This is a genomic window from Actinoplanes sp. NPDC049668 (assembly GCF_044465445.1).
GTDB lineage: Bacteria > Actinomycetota > Actinomycetes > Mycobacteriales > Micromonosporaceae > Actinoplanes.
Genome location: NZ_JBITLR010000003.1, coordinates 330,588 through 347,512, shown reverse-complemented (window position 1 = coordinate 347,512; position 16,925 = coordinate 330,588). Strand labels below are relative to the sequence as shown.

Here is a 16,925-nt window from a genome sequence, read left to right as displayed (position 1 = left end):
GAGGGAGCAGAATCGACCCTGTGGACATCGCGGTGCTCGGCCCGGTCGAGCTGCGGGCCGACACCGGTGAGGCGGTGCCGGTCGCGGGCGCGCGCCTGCGTACCCTCCTGATCCTGCTCGCCCTCGACGCGGGCCGCGCCGTGTCCACCGGCCGGCTGGCCGACGGGGTCTGGGGTGATGATCAGCCGGCCAGCGCCGGCAACGCGCTGCAGGCGCTGGTGTCCCGGCTGCGCCGCGCCGCGCCGGGCCTGGCGGTCGCGGCGACGCCCGCCGGATACCGGCTCGACCTGGACCGCGACCGGGTGGACGCGCATCGCTTCACCCGGCTGGTCGCGGAGGGCCGCAGCGAGGAGGCCCTGTCGCTCTGGCGCGGGCCGACGGAGTTCCCCGACGTGGCGCGGGCCGACGCGGTGCGCCTCGACGAGCTGCGGCTGGCCGCCCGGCAGGACCGGATCGAGGCGCGGCTGCGGGCCGGGGGCGACGCCGACCTGGTGCCCGAGCTGGAGGCCCTGGTCGCGGCGCATCCGCTGCACGAGCCGCTGGCCGGACTACTGATGCGGGCCCTGGTCGCGGCCGGGCATCCCGGGCGCGCGCTGACCGTCTTCGAGGGCATCCGCGCCGAGCTGGCCGACGCCCTCGGCGCCGACCCGTCGCCGGAGCTGTCCGCGCTGCACGTGGCGACGCTGCGCGGGCGTCAGCGGCGGTCCCGGGGCAACCTGCCCGCGGACGTGAGCAGCTTCATCGGCCGCGAGGACGACCTGCGTGCGGTCAGCGAGCTCATCGCCGCGCACCGGCTGGTGACCCTGACCGGGCCCGGCGGCAGCGGCAAGACCCGGCTGTCGGTCGAGGCCGGGCAGGCGCTGGCCGCCGGCCGCCCGGACGGCGTCTGGCAGGTCGAGCTGGCGCCGGTCACCGACCCCGCCGAGGTGCCGCACACGATCCTGACCGCGCTGAACCTGCGCGGCCAGGTGCTGGTCGCCCGGCCGGGGCTCGGCACGGTGGTCAGCGAGTCGATCGACCCGCTGACCCGGCTGACCGAGGCGCTCGCCGGCAAGGACCTGCTGCTCATCCTCGACAACTGCGAGCATCTCATCGACGCCGCGGCCGCGGTCGCCGACGCCATGCTCCGGGCCGCGCCGGGCCTGCGGCTGCTGGCGACCAGCCGGGAGCCGCTCGGCATCCCCGGCGAGCGGCTCTGGCCCGTCGAGCCGCTCGCCGTCGCGCCGTCGGAGTCGCAGGAGGCCGCCGGCTACCCCGCCGTACGGCTGCTGCTGGACCGGGCGGCGGCCGCGCGGCCGGGGTTCCGGCTGGATCCGCACACCACCGGCCCGGTGGTCCGGATCTGCCGCGCCCTGGACGGGATGCCGCTCGCCATCGAGCTGGCCGCAGCCCGGCTGCGGACGCTGCCCGTCGACGTGCTGGCCGACCGGCTCACCGACCGGTTCCGGCTGCTCACCGGCGGCAGCCGCACCGCGCTGCCCCGGCATCAGACGCTGCGGGCGGTCGTCGACTGGAGCTGGGATCTGCTCGACGACGACGAGCGGACGCTGTGGCGGCGGTTCTCCGTGTTCCACGGCGGCGCCGACGTGACCGCGGTCGAGCGGGTCTGCGGCGTGGAGCTCGACCTCGTCGGCGCGCTGGTCGACAAGTCCCTGCTGGTCCTCGCGGGCGACCGCTACCGGATGCTGGAGACCATCCGGGAGTACGGCCTGGAGCGCCTCGCCGAGGCGGGCGAGGCCGAGCGGATGCGCGTCGCGCACGCCCACTACCTGCTGGAGCTGGCCGGCGCCGCCGAGCCCGAGCTGCGCCGGGCGGACCAGCTCACCTGGCTGCGCCGCCTCGGCGCCGAACACGACAACCTGCACGCGGCCGTACGCGCGGCGATCGACGCCGGCGACGCGCGCACCGCCACGGCGCTGACCGCCCGGCTGGGCTGGTACTGGTGGCTGCGCGGGCACCGCGCCGAGGGCTGCGCGCTGGCCCGCGACGTGACGGCCATGGCCGGCGAGGCCGACCCCGAGGACCGCGCGCTGACGTACGCGTCCGCGGCGCTGAACGGGCTCGAGGGCGCGGCGCCGTTCGACGAGGTTCAGGAGTGGTTCCGGGCGGCCGAGCGCGCGGGCGCCGGGCCGGACTCCCGGCATCCGGTGCTGCGGCTGCTGCGCCCGATGGCGACCCTGTTCCAGTCCGCCGGGCGTCCGCCCGTCTTCGCGGAGATCGAGCCGCTCTTCGAGGATCCGGACCCGTGGCTGCGGGCGATCGCCAAGATGATCGTGGCGCACGTGCGGCTCAACTTCGGGCAGAGCGCGGACCTCGCCCGGGCCGAGCTGCGCGAGGCGCTGGACGGTTTCCGGGCCACCGGGGAGCGCTGGGGCATCGGCTTCTCGCTCAGCGCGCTCGGCGACATGGCCGCGTCGCGCGGCGACTTCCAGGACGCGGTGAACTGGCAGCGGGAGGCGATCGCGCTGGTCCGCGAGGTCGGCATCCGCGAGGACCTGCCGCAGCTCGAGACGAAGCTGGCGCACCAGCTGTGGCTGGCCGGTGACCACGCCGAGGCGCACCGCCTGCTCAAGCAGGCACATGAGACGGCGGTGGACATCGGCCTGCCCGAGGTCCTGGCCGCGGTCGAGTACGGCTACGCGACCATCGCCCGCCAGGAGGGCTCGCTCGACGAGGCGCGGCAGCGGATCGCCCGGGCCGAGCAGGTGACCGACATGTCCGGTCACGCGCCGCAGTTCCGGGCGCTGACCCGGTCGGCGCTGGCGCTGATCGAGGGCGCGGCCGGGGACCTGGCCGCGGCGCACGCCCTGCACCTGAGCGCGGTCGAGCTCGCCGTCGACTCGATGGACTCGCCGGTGATCGGGTACGTCCTGGTCGGGGTCGCCGACTACGCGCTGCGCGCCGGGGAGCCGGCCCGGGCGGCGATGCTGATGGGCGCCGCCGACGCGGTGCGCGGGTCGGTGGACCGCTCGGTGCCGGACACCGAACGGATACAGGCCGCGGCCCGAGCCGCGCTGGACGAGGAAGGCTACGAGCGCGCGTACCGCTCGGGCGACGCGGTCACCCCGGAGACCGCACTGGCGGCGACGGGGCTGCAACCGCCGCCGGCCGCCTGAGCCGGGGCGTGCCGGTCGGCTCGCCCAGCGGCATCCAGATCAGCAACGCGAGGCCGAACCAGACGTAGAGGTTGCTGCCGACGACCGCGAGCGGCGGCCGGGGACCGTTCTCCCACAGCCAGGTGAGCCGCGACGACAGCACCAGGTACGCCGCCCCGCCCAACCACAGCTGCCGACGGTCCCGCCCGGACGACAACCCGGCGTCGACGCAGCGGACGATCGCCGGAAGCAGCCAGACGCAGTGGTGCACCCAGGAGACCGGGCTGATCAGGCAGCCGACGACGCCGGTGAGCGCGAGCCCGCCCAGGTGGTCGCCGAGCCGGGCGGCGGCGCGCACCCGGACGAACCAGAACGCCAGCGCGACCAGCACGCACGCGACCCAGAGCTTCGCCTCGACCGTGTCCACCGGCAGCCGCGCCAGCATCCCGCGCAGCGACTGGTTGGAGAGGTACTCGAGGTTGCCGACCCGGTTGGTGTCCCACAGCGCGGCGGTCCAGAACTCGCGGGACGCCGCCGGGAAGAGGCCGGCCGCCACCAGCGTCGCGGCGGCGGCCGTACCGATGGCGGTGCCGGCGGCCCGCCACTGCCGGGTGACGAGCAGGTAGAGGACGAACACGGCCGGGGTCAGCTTGATCGCGGTGGCCAGGCCGATGCCCACGCCGGCCCACCCGCGGCCGCGGGCGACCCCGAAGAGCACGTCGCCGACGACCAGGGCGAGCAGCAGCGTGTTGACCTGGCCGAAGCTGAACGTCTCGCGGACCGGCTCGAAGCAGAGCGCGAGGGTGACGGCGACGCCGCCGGCGAACCACGGCGCCCAGCCCGCCCGGCGCACCATCGACCGGACCAGCCACCAGGTCACCAGCGCGGTGCTGGCGACCGTCGCCAGGCTCGCGATCACCAGGACCAGCGGGTACGGCAGGTACGCCATCGGCGACATGACGATCCCGGCGAACGGCGGATAGGTGAACCCGTACGGGGTGCCGGGCTGCAGCCAGTCGTAGACCATGCCGCCCTCGCGGAACCAGTACCGGACCGCGCCGGAGTACACCTTCGAGTCGAAGAAGCGGTGGTAGAAGCTGGACCAGGCGAGGAGCGCGGCGGTGAGCGCCACGAGGGCGGCGATGATCGAGGCCCGGCGCGTCACGCGAACACCTTACGATCCCGGCGCCGGCGCACCCGCACGACGGCCAGCGCGATCAGCGCGGCGGTGACGACGAGCGCGCCGGGCACGCGGGTGTACAGCGCCCAGTTGTAGCCGGCCGGCAGGGTGAGGGTCGCGGCGAACGCGCAGAGGCCGAGCAGCCACCGGTCCTCGCGCTCGGCGCCGTCCATCCGGGTGCCGGTCGCGGCGAGGACCGCGAGCGGCCAGGTGGCGTACCAGGGGTGGAAGACCGGGGCGCAGAGCACCGTCGCCGCCAGTGCCAGGCCGGCGCCGGGCAGCGCGCCGCCCGACCGGGCCCGCAACCAGAGCACCACCAGGACCACCGCGAGCAGCGCGATACCGAGGGCGCGGGTCACCGGCACGGCGTCGACCTCTCCGCCGAGCAGCCGCACGACGAAGTCGACGGACAGCCCGACCGCGGTGGACGGCGAGCCCCAGGTCACGCTGTCGCCGCTGCGCGCGAGGCCGGCCACCCAGCCGAAGCCGCGCCCCGAGGCCACCGACAACGCCGCCGTGGCCAGCAGCGCGCCGACGCCGAGGCCCAGCGCCGGGCGCCACAGGTCCCTCGGCGGCACCGGCGCGCCGCGGCGGCCGGGCGCCGCGGCGGCGAGGAGCGCGAACGGCAGCACCACGACGGCCGTCGCCTTGACTGCGACCGCGAGCCCGAGGACCAGCCCGGCGACGACCAGCAGCACGGACGCCGGAAGCGGCGGTCGCCGGGTGGTCGGCGGCGCGGGCGCGGGAAGCGGCAGCCGCCCGACGGCCGGCGGCGGTCCCGCGCTCGCGGCCAGGGCCAGGCCCGCGACGATGAGCCCGATCATCAGCGCGTCGTTGTGCGCGCCGGACACCAGGTGCACCAGCACGAGCGGGCAGGCCAGCACCAGCCAGACCGCCCGCGCCGGGTCCCGGCCCGCGCGCCGGGCCAGCACCGGCAGGGCCACCGCGGTCAGCACCAGCCCGGCCAGCGCGATGACCCGCAGCCCGGCGATGACGACGGCGAGCGAGCCGCCGGCGATGCCGACGGCCCAGCCCGCCAGGATGAGGAAGAGCGGGCCGTACGGCGCCGGCGAGTCGCGCCAGGAGGTCGCCACCGAATCCAGCCAGGGGCAGCCGAATTCCTGCACACCCATCGCGTACGGGTCACCGCCGGCGTGCTGGACATACCCCTGGCAGGCGTACGAGTAGACGTCGGCGCTGCCCAGCGGCAGGAACGGCAGCACCGGCAGCAGCCAGAGCCCGGCGGTGACCAGCGCCCACCGGGTGGAGGGCACCACATGCCGCCCCCACCACCAGGCACCGATCAGCAGCGCGGTGCCGAGCACCCAGCAGATCGGCAGCAGGACGCCCCGCTGCCCGCTGAGCAGCGTGAGCGGGTTGACGCTGGGCACCCGCACGAACCCGGAGCCACCGAGGTACGCGGAGGCCGCGGTCGCGACGCTGCCCGCGAGGCCGCCCCACCGGATGACGGCCGGCGTCAAGTGACGGTCGCCTCGACCGGGGCCGGCTCGCGCAGCCACCTGACCGCCCGCCGGCCGACCCACACGACCAGCCCCGTCATCAGGAACGCGAACGGAACCTGCAGCGGCTTCCAGGCGCCGTCCCCGTTGGGCAGGATCAGGAACATCCCCGCGATGACCGCGATCTCCAGCCACCGGAACTTCAGCGTGGTGACGGCGAACAGCGCCAGCGCCCAGTACAGGTACCAGGGCTGGGTGATCGGCGCGCAGAAGATGACGACGAGGCAGGCCAGGGCGGCGCCGTGCAGCGGATCGCCGCGCCGGAAGCGCCACCAGAGCACCACGAGCCCGGCCAGCATCAGGATCAGCGCGATCAGCCGGGTCGCGGGCACCGCGTCGATCTGCAGGCCGAACCACTTCGCGGCCGCGTTGATCGCGATGCCGACGGCCGTCGACGGCGAGGTCCAGCTGCGGGACTCCCCGGCGCCGGACAGCGCGGTGGCCCAGCCCAGCCCGAGCCCGGAGACGGCCGAGAGCACCAGCAGCCCGGCGAGCGCCCCGCCGACCACCGCGCCGCCGCGGCGCAGGAAGCGCAGCCACCCCTCGCGGCCGGGCGGCAGCCCGCCGGAGGCGAGCAGCGCCGCGAACGGCAGCACCACCCCGACGGTGGTCTTGACCGCGATCGCGGCGCCGACGACGGCGCCGCCCGCGACCAGCAGGGCGATCGAGCGGTGCCGGCCGGCGATCAGCGCGAGCCCGGCGAGCAGCAACGCCATGGTCAGCGCGTCGTTGTGCCCGCCGCCGACGACGTGCACGGCGACGATCGGGCAGCACAGCACGAGCCACAGCGCCCGGTCCGCCGGCGCGCCCCGCAGGCGGGCCAGCACCGGCACGACCGCGGCCAGCGCGAGCACCGCGAGCACCGCGTAGATCCGGAAGACCGCGAGCGCGACGGCCTGCGAGCCGAACGCGGCGGCCAGGCCGGTGAGCATGATCCAGAGCGGCCCGTACGGCGTCGGCGTGTCCCGCCACACCAGCGAGACCGAGTCGAGCCAGGGGCACGGCTGCGCGGACACCCCGACGACGGACGGGTTGAAGCCCGCGTCGAACAGCGAACCCTGGCACGCGTACGCGTACATGTCGCGGCTGGCCAGCGGCGGGATCACCAGCATCGGCAGCACCCAGAGCAGGCCGGTGACGATGATCCACCGCCGGCTCACCAGGCCGTCGGCGACGAGCCTGCGCCCGCACCACCAGGCGGTGCAGAGCGCCGTCAGCCCGGCGATCCAGAGCAGCATGATCAGTGGACCGTTCGGGCCGCGCAGGATGCTCATCACTGACACGCCCCGGCGGATCCAGGTCGGCGCGCCGAACAGGACGCCGTCGACGGCGCAGCAGGCCGCGCCGAACAGCCCGAGCCAGCGCAGCACCGCGGGCCGGGACAGCCATCCCGCCACGGCCCGCCGCCCGGCGGGCAGCACCGCGGCCATCAGTTGGCCCTCAGGATCGGCACGCCCTCGACGACCGTCTCGAGGTGGTAGTTCGCGGCCAGGTCGGCCGCGAGCCCGCCGCTCGGGTCGACCGCGTCGGGCGGCGTGTCGAGGACGACGAGGGCCGGGCGCTGCGGCGAGTCGAGCATCGCGCGCAGGCGCGGCAGCGCGTCCGGGATCTTGTCGATCGGTTTGCCCCAAAGATATGGATACGGCGACTGACGCTGCGCCGCGAAGTACAGGTACGCCTCGGACTCCAGGACGTAGATCCGGTCGTCCGGCGTCGTGGAGTCCCTGATCACGGCCGCTATCTTGTCGTCGCGGGCGGCCAGCGCATCGTACGGGACGGTGTCAGCCCGCCGGGCCGGCGACATGACGGCCAGCGCGACCAGCCACCCGAGGGTCGGCAGCACGACCACCGCGGCCAGGGCCCGCCGCCAACCCACCGTCGGGACCGCGACGACCGCGGCCGCCGCCAGCAACACGAGGGCGGGCAGCGGCTGGACGAAGTAGTGCGGCCAGTAGGAGCCGCCGAGGTTGATGCCGGCGAACCCGGCGAGCAGCCAGGCGCCGAGCAGCCACCGGCCGCCGCGATCGAAGCCCCGCCAGCCGAAGAACGAGACGACGACGATCACCGCGAGGCCGAGCGCGATGTCGCCGGCGTGCCGGCCGAGATCCTCCAGCCGCGTCCCGGTGTTCGACCCCGAGCCGCCCATCGCGGACAGCTGGTAGCCGATCAGCGCGGTCCAGTAGTAGGACCAGCCGACCGCGAGGCCGTGCAGCGCGGAGGCCGCCAGCGGCACCGCGACGCCGGCGGCGAACGCCCCGCCCGCGGCGAGCCGGGCGGCGCCGCGCCGGGCGAGCAGCACGATCACGGCGCCGACGACGATGCCGTCGATGCCCGACTGCTTCATCGTCAGCGCGGTGCCGGCCAGCACACCCGCGCCGGCCAGCCACCACAGCGAGGCGTCCCGGCGCCACCAGTTGACCGCGAGCGCGATCGCCACCGTCGACGGCACCGCGGCCAGCAGCTCGCCGTTGAGCGTGATGCCCTCCAGGTGCGGCGCGAGGCCGACCACCGCGTAGATCCACGCCGCCGCGTTGCCCACCGCGCGGCCCGCCAGCAGCCAGCCGATCGCGCCGAGCGCCACCGTGATGATCGCCCCGGCCAGGACCATGCCGAGCCGGATCGCCCACCCGGAGTCGTCGATGGCCAGCAGCGCCCGGTACGTCAGCAGCAGGCCCTGCGGCCGGTCCAGCCAGGCGGTGTCGTACAGCCGGGCGCCCCGCGACCACTGCTGCGCCACGTAGGCGTAGCCGCCCTCGTCGGTCGACAGCCCGGTGAACATGAACGGCAGGCGCAGCAGCACGGCGAGCGCCGCCGCGGCCAGGATCGGCCGGGTAGGGGGTGTCTCGCGGATCATGGCGTCGCCGAGGCGAGGTCCAGGTTTCGTCTCGCAAGTGGGGTGAAAGGTCGGATACCGGTGTTGTATCCGGCCTTTCGGCCCGCGCGGCGAGACGGAAGCTGGATCCGCCGCAGGCCGTCATGATCCGCGAGACACCCCCTACCGGCATCAAGCATCCAGCACCCGCTCCATTGCCGCGCGCGAGCGCCGGGTGATCCGCAGGTAGCGGTCGACGAACTCGCCCGGGTCGCCGCCGCCGAGCAGCCGCACGACCCCGGCCAGCTCGACGCCGTGCCGCGGCAGCTGGTCGGTCGGGCGCCCGCGCACCAGGGTCAGCGCGTTGCGCACCTGGGCCGCCAGGGTCCAGCCCGCCGTCATCGCCGCCGCGTCGACCCGGTCCACGAGCTTGGCCTGCAGCTCCGCGGCCAGCGCCTCGAGCGTGCAGGTCATCCGCAGCGCGGGCAGGGCGTATCCGTGGCGCAGCTGCACCAGCTGCACCGCCCACTCGACGTCGGCCAGGCCGCCGCGGCCCAGCTTGGTGTGCGTGTTCGGGTCGGCGCCGCGGGGCAGCCGCTCGGTCTCCACCCGGGCCTTGATCCGGCGGATCTCGGTGACCTGCTCGCGGGTCAGGCCGCCGCTGGGGTACCGCATCCCGTCGGCGAGGGCCTCGAACTCGCGGCCCAGGTCCTCGTCGCCGCAGACGAAGCGGGCCCGCAGCAGCGCCTGCGACTCCCAGACCTTCGACCAGCGCGCGTAGTACTGCGCGTACGCGTTCAGGCTGCGGACCAGCGGGCCCTGCCGGCCCTCCGGGCGCAGGTCGGCGTCGACGCCGAGCGGCGGGTCCGGCGCCGGCGCGCTGAGCGTGCGGCGCAGCTCCTCGGCGACCGCGTGCGCCGACGCGCTGGCGTCGCCGTCGGACATGCCCTCCGGCGGCGCGTAGACGAAGAGCACGTCGGCGTCGGAGGGATAGCTCATCTCGTAGCCGCCGAGCCGGCCCATGCCGATCACCGCGAAGCGCAGGCCCTCGGGGCCGGGGCGGACCCGCCGGGCGGCGTGCAGCGCCGCGCCGAGCGTCGCGTCGGTGACGTCGGAGAGCGCGACGCCGACGGCGTGCACGTCGAGCGGCTGCGCCGGGGCCAGGTCGCCGGCCTGGCTGAGGATGTCGGCGCAGGCGAGCCGGAACAGCTCGCGGCGGCGCACCGCGCGGACCGCGGCGATGGCCTGCGCCGGGTCGGTGACGCCGTCGCGCAGGTAGCGGTCGGCGGCCGCGATGAAGCCGTCGCGCAGCACCTCACGCGGCCGCGGCTGGAGCTCGGCGTCGTCGGCGAGCAGCCGCAGCGCCTCCGGGTCGCGGGTGAGCAGGTCGGTCGCGTACCGGGAGAGGCTGAGCACGCGGGCCAGCCGGCGGGCGACCGGGCCGCCGTCGCGCAGCAGCCGCAGATACCAGGGGGTGCTGCCCAGCTTGTCCGAGACGTGCCGGTAGTTGAGCAGGCCGCGGTCCGGCTCGGGCGCGTCCGCGAACTCCTGCAGCAGCATCGGCAGCAGCGTGCGCTGGATGGCCGCCGTGCGGCTGACCCCGCCGGTGAGCGCCTGGAGGTGACGCAGCGCGCCGGCCGGGTCGGCGAAGCCGAGGACCTCGAGCCGGCGGCCGGCCGACTCCGGCGTCATCCGCAGCGCCTCCGCGGGCACCCGCGCCACGGCCTCGAGCAGCGGCTGGTACAGCAGCTTGACGTGCAGGCGGCGCACGTGCGCGGCGTGGCCGACCCAGTCGGAGCGGAACGCCTCGACCGCGTCGCGGCCGGGCAGCGCCCGGTAGCCGAGGGCCGCGGCGAGCCAGCGCAGCGCGGCCGGGTCGTCGGGCACGGTGTGGGTGCGCCGCAGGCTCTGCATCTGCAGGCGGTGCTCGACGCCGCGCAGGAACCGGTAGCCGCGCAGCAGCGTCTCGCCGTCGTCGCGCCCCACGTAGCCGCCCGCCACCAGGGCGCGCAGCGCGGGCAGCGTGCCGGGCTCGCGCAGCGACTCGTCGATCCGGCCGTGCACCAGCTGCAGCAGCTGCACCGCGAACTCGATGTCGCGCAGCCCGCCCGGGCCCCGCTTGATCTCGCGGTCCACCTCTTTGGGCGGCACGTTGTCGATGATCTTCCTGCGCATGTCGCGCACGTCGGCGACCGCCTCGGGCCGCTCGGCCGCGTGCCACACCAGCGGGGCCAGGTCATCGATCCACTCGGCCGCGAGAGCCAGGTCGCCGGCGGCCGGCCGCGCCTTGAGCAGCGCCTGGAACTCCCAGGTGCGCGCCCAGCGGCGGTAGTAGGCCTGGTGGCTGGCGAGCGTGCGGACCAGCGGGCCACGGTTGCCCTCCGGGCGCAGCGCCGCGTCGACCGGCCAGGCGACCTGGCCGCAGACCTCGATGAGCCGGGCGGCGACGACGGTGCCGGCGCTGAGGTCCTCGTCGCCGGCGGCCACGAAGATGACGTCCACGTCGGACACGTAGTTGAGCTCGTAGCCGCCGCACTTGCCCATCGCGACGACCGCGAGCCGCGGCTCGGGCGTGCCGGACGGCAGGCCGGCGACGGCGATCCCGTAGGCCGCCGCCAGGGTCTCGTCGGCCAGCCGGGAGAGCGCGGCCATCGTCGGCTCCAGGCCGCGGCCGCCGGTCAGGTCGGCGGCCACGATCCGCAGCAGGGCGATCCGGTACGCCGCCCGCAGCGCCGGGACGCTCGGCGGCCCCGAGCCGGCGGACTCGCCGAACTCGAGATGTCCCTCGGCGTTCGGCGGAAGGCCGGTCTTGCCGGTGGCCAGCACCCGCCACTCGTCGTGGTTGGCCACCAGATGGTCACCGAGCGCCGACGACGCGCCGAGCACCGCGATCAGGCGTCGGCGCAGCCCGGGGTCGCCGTACAGCGAGGCCAGGACCGCGTCGGCGGCCGGACTCTCGGCGATCTCCTCGCCGGGGCCGGTCACCGGGCCGCCGTCGGCGCGCCGGGCGGCGCGGGCGACCGCGTCGATCAGCCGGTGCAGCTGGCGCAGCGCCAGGTTGGGGTCGGCGGCCAGCGACAGCGCGTGGATGAGCTCGCCGGCGTCGGTGCCGACCGGGCCCTGCGCCTCGGCGTCCCACAGCCGCAGCCCGCCCGGGCCGAGCAGGTCGGCCGCGCGGGTGCCGTTGTCGGCGAAGCCGTACCGGGCCAGCCGGCTGGGCCTGGTCATTTACTGACCCAGCAGCGGGAGCGTGCGGGCGTTGCCGGGAGCGGGGATGTCCGCGTCGGGCAGCTCGCCGAGGGCCAGCGCCGCGAACCGCGCCACGAACGGCTGCCAGGCCTCCTCGACGTCGGCGAGCACGTCGGCGGTGGCCGCGACGACCGCGTCGCCGTCGTAGCCGAGCGCGTCGAGGACCGCGACGTCGGAGCGGGCCCAGCCGGCGATCATGTCGGCGTCGCACTCGATGTGGAACTGCAGGCCCCAGGCCCGGTCGCCGAGCCGGAACGCCTGGTGCGGATAGCGCGTCGAGGCGGCGAGCAGCACCGCGCCGATGGGCAGCTCGGTGATCTCGTCGTTGTGCCACTGCACCACGTCGGGCAGCAGCGGCACCCATTTGAACAGGGGGTCGGCGTCGGACGCGTCCCGGCGCGCGACCAGCCCCGGGCCGATCTCGGGCCCGGAGGTGCTGCGCTCCACGAGGCCGCCGTGCGCCGAGGCGAGCAGCTGGGCCCCGAGGCAGACGCCGAGCGTCGGCACGCGGTGGCGCACGGCCTTGCGCAGCAGCCCCTCGAGCGCGGGGAACCAGGGCGCGCCCGGCTCGCCGGCGACGCCCGGGTAGGCGCTCTGGTCGCCGCCGAGCACGATCAGGGCCAGGTGGCCGTCGAGCGTCTCGGGCAGCGGATCGCCCGCGTGCGGGCGCAGCACGGTCAGCTCGAGACCCGCCTCGGCGAACCAGTCGCCGAGCCTGCGGAGGTCGTCGGACGGGTCGTTCTCGATTACCAGCGCTGTGCCCACGGGTTCGAGGCTATCGGGTGCCACCGACATCCACCCCGGCCACCCGTTTACGGTGCGGTCCACCGGGCGACGACCTCGCCGTCCTCCACCTCGCCGGTCTCGACGAAGCCGAGCGACGCGTAGAGGGCCCGGGCGGCGCCGTTCTCCGGCGTATAGCTCAGCGCGACGTTCGGGCAGTCCGGCTCGGCGCCGAGCCGGTCACGCAGCGCGGTCACCATCGCGCGGCCGACGCCGGCCCGCTGACGGGCGGCGTCGACGACGACCCCGCCGATCCACCGGCTCCGGTCGTCGTCGGCGGCCCACATGCAGAAGCCGACGACCTCGCCGTCGTGCACGGCCGCGAGCGGCTGCCAGAGGCCGCCGTAGTGGCACAGGCAGAGGTAGTGCGACACGTCGTTGACGAAGTCCCGCTGGTCGGGCCGCACGGCGAGCGCCGCGCAGGCCCGCCAGTTGTCCTTGGTGACGGGCTCGAGACTGATGATCACCCGGGCATCATCCCAGGCGGCCAGGTCAGGAGATGCAGGCGCAGACGATCAGGGCCGCACCGAGGTGCGACGCCGCGCTGACCAGCGCGCCCGGGTGCCGCTCCGGCGTGCAGATGACCTCGCCCAGCTTGCCCGGCGTCATCCAGTCGAGGACCAGGAACGCCGTGCCCATGACCATGATGCCGAGGAAACCGAAGATGACCGTCGACGCCAGGCCCTCGACGAAGTTCGAGTAGCTGGTGAAGATCGCGGTGAAGACGATCAACGCGATGCCGATCTGGTTGGCGGCCAGCAGCAGGGACGCGTTCGGGTTCTTCTCCACCCAGATCAGGTCGCGCAGCTTGCCCGGGGTCAGGAGGTCGACCAGCAGATAGCCGAGCGCCATCAGCCCGATTCCGACACCGCCGAACACGACGCTGCGCCCGGCACCCTCAAGCAAATCCTGTAGCACGGCAACTCCCTCGTGACGACGTCAGAGGGCACCGTATCGGACCTGCGCACGCGCGTGATCCACCGGCTGGTTAAAAGGTCAGAGCGCGCCGAGGTAGCGCTGCCGCTCGTACGGGGTGACCTCGCGCCGGTACTGCTCCCATTCCTGGCGCTTGTTGCGCAGGAAGAAGTCGAAGACGTGCTCGCCGAGCACCTCGGGGATCAGCTCGGACTTGGCCATCACGTCGATCGCCTCGGCGAGGTTCTCCGGCAGGGCCTCGTAGCCCATCGCCTTGCGCTCGTTCGGCGAGAGCGACCAGACGTCGTCCTCGGCGCCCGGCGGCAGCTCGTAGCCCTCCTCGATGCCCTTGAGGCCGGCGCCGAGCATGACCGCGAAGGCCAGGTAGGGGTTGGTCGCCGAGTCGATCGAGCGGACCTCGACCCGCGCCGAGTTCGGCTTGCCGAACGCGGGCACCCGGACCAGCGCGGAGCGGTTGAGGTGGCCCCAGCTGACGAACGCGGGCGACTCGGTGATCCGGTCCGGCAGCTGCATCGGGAACAGCCGCTTGTAGGAGTTGACCCACTGGTTGGTGACCGCGGTGTACTCCCGGGCGTGCACCAGCAGGCCGGCGATGAACGCGCGCGCCGTCTTGGACAGCTTCTGCGGGTCGTCGCCGTCGTAGAACGCGTTGCGCTCGCCCTCGAACAGCGACAGGTGGGTGTGCATCCCGCTGCCGGGCTGGTCGGTGAACGGCTTGGGCATGAACGTGGCGCGCACGCCCTGGGTCAGCGCCACCTCCTTGACCACGTGCCGGAACGTCATGATGTTGTCCGCGGTGGTCAGCGCGTCGGCGTAGCGCAGGTCGATCTCCTGCTGGCCGGGCGCGACCTCGTGGTGGCTGAACTCCACCGAGATGCCGATCCGCTCGAGCGCGAGCACGGCCTGGCGGCGGAAGTCGCGGGCGACCGAGTGGGTGGTGTGGTCGAAGTAGCCGCCGCCGTCGACCGGGATCGGCACCGATCCGTCCAGCGGCCCGTCCTGCACCAGGAAGAACTCGACCTCGGGGTGGGTGTAGAAGGTGAAGCCCTTCTCCGCCGCCTTCGCCAGCATGCGGCGCAGCACGTGCCGCGGGTCGGCCCAGGCGGCGCTGCCGTCGGGCAGCAGGATGTCGCAGAAGATCCGGGCGCTCTCGCCGCTGACGCCGCCCTCGAACGGGAAGACCTGGAACGTGGTGGGGTCCGGCATCGCCACCATGTCGGACTCGGAGACCCGGGCGAAGCCCTCGATCGCCGAGCCGTCGATGCCGACGCCCTCTTCGAAGGCGGACTCGAGCTCGGCGGGCGCGACGGAGACGCTCTTGAGGGTGCCCAGCACGTCAGTGAACCAAAGCCGGACAAAACGGATGTCGCGCTCTTCGAGCGTACGAAGCACGAACTCCTGCTGTCGGTCCACGTCAACCCCTCGTGCTTGGCCGGCGATCAGTCTCTCCCGGTCCCATTACGCCGAGATTACGCTGACCACCTCCCACAGGGTCGCCCCGGGTGAGTCCCGATGTGGATCACGCGGCGCTCCGGCGCTGGGGAAGAATGAAGCCATGCCTTCGCTGCGTGTCGCTCTCGCCCAGGTGAACTCGACCGTCGGGGACATCCCCGGCAACGCCGCCGCCGTGCGGCAAACCTCCCGCAGGGCCGCCGCGGCCGGCGCGCAACTCATCGCGTTCCCCGAGATGATGATCACCGGCTACCCCATCGAGGACCTGGTCTTCCGGCGCTCGTTCGTCGCGTCCTCGCAGGCCGCCCTGCGCACCCTCGCCGCCGACCTGGCCGCCGACGGGCTGGGCGACGTCGCCGTGATCGTGGGCTACGTCGACGCCGACGGCACGGCGCAGCAGGCCCGGCTGCGCGACGCCTCGGCGCTGCTGCTCGGCGGCGAGGTCGTCGCGACCTACTTCAAGCACCACCTGCCCAACTACGGCGTCTTCGACGAGAACCGCTACTTCCAGCCCGGCGACTCCCTCACGGTGGTGCGGCTCGGCGGCGTCGACGTCGCGCTCACCGTCTGCGAGGACGTGTGGCAGGCCGGCGGGCCGTTCGCCGCCGCCGGCCGGGCGGGGGTCGGGCTGGTGGTCAATATCAACGCGTCACCGTACGAGCTGAACAAGGACGATGTCCGGCTTCCGCTGGTCAAGCGCCGCGCCGCCGAGGCCGGGGCGACCGTCGCGTACGTGAACATGGTCGGCGGCCAGGACGAGCTGGTGTTCGACGGCGACTCGATGATCGTGACCGCCGCGGGCGAGCTGCTGGCCCGGGCCGGGCAGTTCACCTCCGAGCTGCTGATCCACGACCTGGACCTGCCCGAGGCGCACCACACACCCAACCTCTCCGAGACACCGCTCGGCGAGCGGGCCGACGACGGCATGGGCATCGAGCGGGTCACCGCCGGCACCGCGCTGCGGCCGCTCGCCGACGACGGTCCGGCGGTCGGCGGCATCGCCGACCGGGTGACCGACGAGGCGGAGATCTGGTCGGCGCTCACCCTCGGCCTGCACGACTACGTGGAGAAGAACGGCTTCCGCTCGGTCGTGCTCGGCCTCTCCGGCGGCATCGACTCGGCCGTGGTCGCCGCGATCGCGGTGGACGCGCTCGGCCCGCGGCGCGTCGTCGGCGTCTCGATGCCCAGCGGCTACTCGTCCGAACACTCCAGGGACGACGCCGCCGACCTGGCCAAGCGGACCGGCCTGGACTACCGCGCCGAGCCGATCCAGCCGATGGTCGACGCGTTCCTGGCGAACATGTCGCTGTCCGGCCTGGCGGTGGAGAACCTGCAGGCCCGGGTCCGCGGCGTCATCCTGATGGCACTGTCGAACCAGGAGGGCCACCTGGTCCTGACCACCGGCAACAAGAGCGAGCTCGCGGTCGGCTACTCGACGCTCTACGGCGACTCGGTCGGCGGCTTCAACCCGCTCAAGGACGTGCCGAAGACGCTGGTCTGGCGCCTGGCCAAGTGGCGCAACGCGGACGCCGCGCGGCGCGGCGGCGAGCCGCCGATCCCGGAGAACTCGATCACCAAGCCGCCGAGCGCGGAGCTGCGCCCGGGCCAGGTCGACAGCGACTCGCTGCCCGACTACGACGTGCTGGACGCGATCCTGGCCGGCTACGTCGACGGCGACCAGGGCCGCGACGACCTCATCGCGGCGGGCCACGACGTCGCCCTGGTCGACCGGGTGCTGCGCCTGGTCGACCTCGCCGAGTACAAGCGCCGGCAGTCCGCGCCGGGCACCAAGATCTCGATCAAGGCGTTCGGCCGCGACCGCCGCCTGCCGATCACCAACCGCTTCCGCGAGGGCCTGCCGACGGGGGTGTGACGGGCTCCACTCAACTCTCACCGGC

11 protein-coding genes are annotated in these 16,925 nt (G+C 74.4%); 2 read left to right on the top strand and 9 right to left on the bottom strand.

Going from position 1 to position 16,925, the window contains the following annotated elements; all coding sequences use genetic code 11:
- Window positions 1-20: 20 nt before the first annotated feature.
- Entirely contained in the window at window positions 21-3,116 is a 3,096-nt protein-coding gene (locus tag ACIBSW_RS14265; protein ID WP_354717220.1) for a BTAD domain-containing putative transcriptional regulator, read from the top strand.
- On the opposite strand, the gene ACIBSW_RS14260 is transcribed toward ACIBSW_RS14265, so the two are convergent.
- The 9 genes from ACIBSW_RS14260 to ACIBSW_RS14220 all read right to left on the bottom strand — a co-directional run bounded on the left by ACIBSW_RS14260 (window position 3,061) and on the right by ACIBSW_RS14220 (window position 14,988).
- A complete protein-coding gene (locus tag ACIBSW_RS14260; RefSeq protein WP_354717221.1) occupies window positions 3,061-4,260 on the bottom strand; it encodes a glycosyltransferase 87 family protein in 1,200 nt (399 codons plus the stop codon). The two genes, ACIBSW_RS14265 and ACIBSW_RS14260, sit on opposite strands and share 56 nt — an antisense overlap.
- Window positions 4,257-5,756: a polyprenol phosphomannose-dependent alpha 1,6 mannosyltransferase MptB gene (gene mptB / locus ACIBSW_RS14255; protein ID WP_354717223.1), complete on the bottom strand. Its 1,500-nt coding sequence runs from the start codon at window positions 5,754-5,756 to the stop codon at window positions 4,257-4,259. Before mptB (ACIBSW_RS14255) ends, ACIBSW_RS14260 begins: the two co-directional genes overlap by 4 nt.
- Window positions 5,753-7,225, bottom strand: a complete 1,473-nt coding sequence (gene mptB, locus ACIBSW_RS14250; protein WP_354717225.1) for a polyprenol phosphomannose-dependent alpha 1,6 mannosyltransferase MptB — start codon at window positions 7,223-7,225, stop codon at window positions 5,753-5,755. Before mptB (ACIBSW_RS14250) ends, mptB (ACIBSW_RS14255) begins: the two co-directional genes overlap by 4 nt.
- Window positions 7,225-8,649 (bottom strand): hypothetical protein, encoded by a 1,425-nt coding sequence (locus ACIBSW_RS14245; protein WP_354717227.1) that lies wholly within the window; start codon window positions 8,647-8,649, stop codon window positions 7,225-7,227. Before ACIBSW_RS14245 ends, mptB (ACIBSW_RS14250) begins: the two co-directional genes overlap by 1 nt.
- Before the next feature lie 150 nt (window positions 8,650-8,799).
- Window positions 8,800-11,835, bottom strand: coding sequence for a bifunctional [glutamine synthetase] adenylyltransferase/[glutamine synthetase]-adenylyl-L-tyrosine phosphorylase (locus ACIBSW_RS14240; protein ID WP_354717229.1), 3,036 nt, complete (start codon window positions 11,833-11,835; stop codon window positions 8,800-8,802).
- Window positions 11,836-12,645, bottom strand: a complete 810-nt coding sequence (locus tag ACIBSW_RS14235) for a type 1 glutamine amidotransferase (protein ID WP_354717231.1) — start codon at window positions 12,643-12,645, stop codon at window positions 11,836-11,838.
- A 23-nt stretch (window positions 12,646-12,668) separates the two neighbouring features.
- On the bottom strand, window positions 12,669-13,106 hold the full coding sequence (locus ACIBSW_RS14230; RefSeq protein ID WP_354717232.1) for a GNAT family N-acetyltransferase: 438 nt from the start codon (window positions 13,104-13,106) through the stop codon (window positions 12,669-12,671).
- Window positions 13,107-13,131: 25 nt separating this feature from the next.
- A complete protein-coding gene (locus tag ACIBSW_RS14225) occupies window positions 13,132-13,557 on the bottom strand; it encodes a DUF350 domain-containing protein (RefSeq protein WP_354717234.1) in 426 nt (141 codons plus the stop codon).
- 78 nt (window positions 13,558-13,635) lie between these two features.
- A complete protein-coding gene (locus tag ACIBSW_RS14220; protein WP_354717236.1) occupies window positions 13,636-14,988 on the bottom strand; it encodes a glutamine synthetase family protein in 1,353 nt (450 codons plus the stop codon).
- 142 nt (window positions 14,989-15,130) lie between these two features.
- Here ACIBSW_RS14220 and ACIBSW_RS14215 point away from each other — a divergent pair, with 142 nt between their 5' ends.
- The gene (locus ACIBSW_RS14215; protein WP_354717238.1) at window positions 15,131-16,900 is read left to right on the top strand and encodes an NAD+ synthase; all 1,770 of its coding nucleotides are present in this window, start codon (window positions 15,131-15,133) and stop codon (window positions 16,898-16,900) included.
- Window positions 16,901-16,925 lie beyond the last annotated feature (25 nt).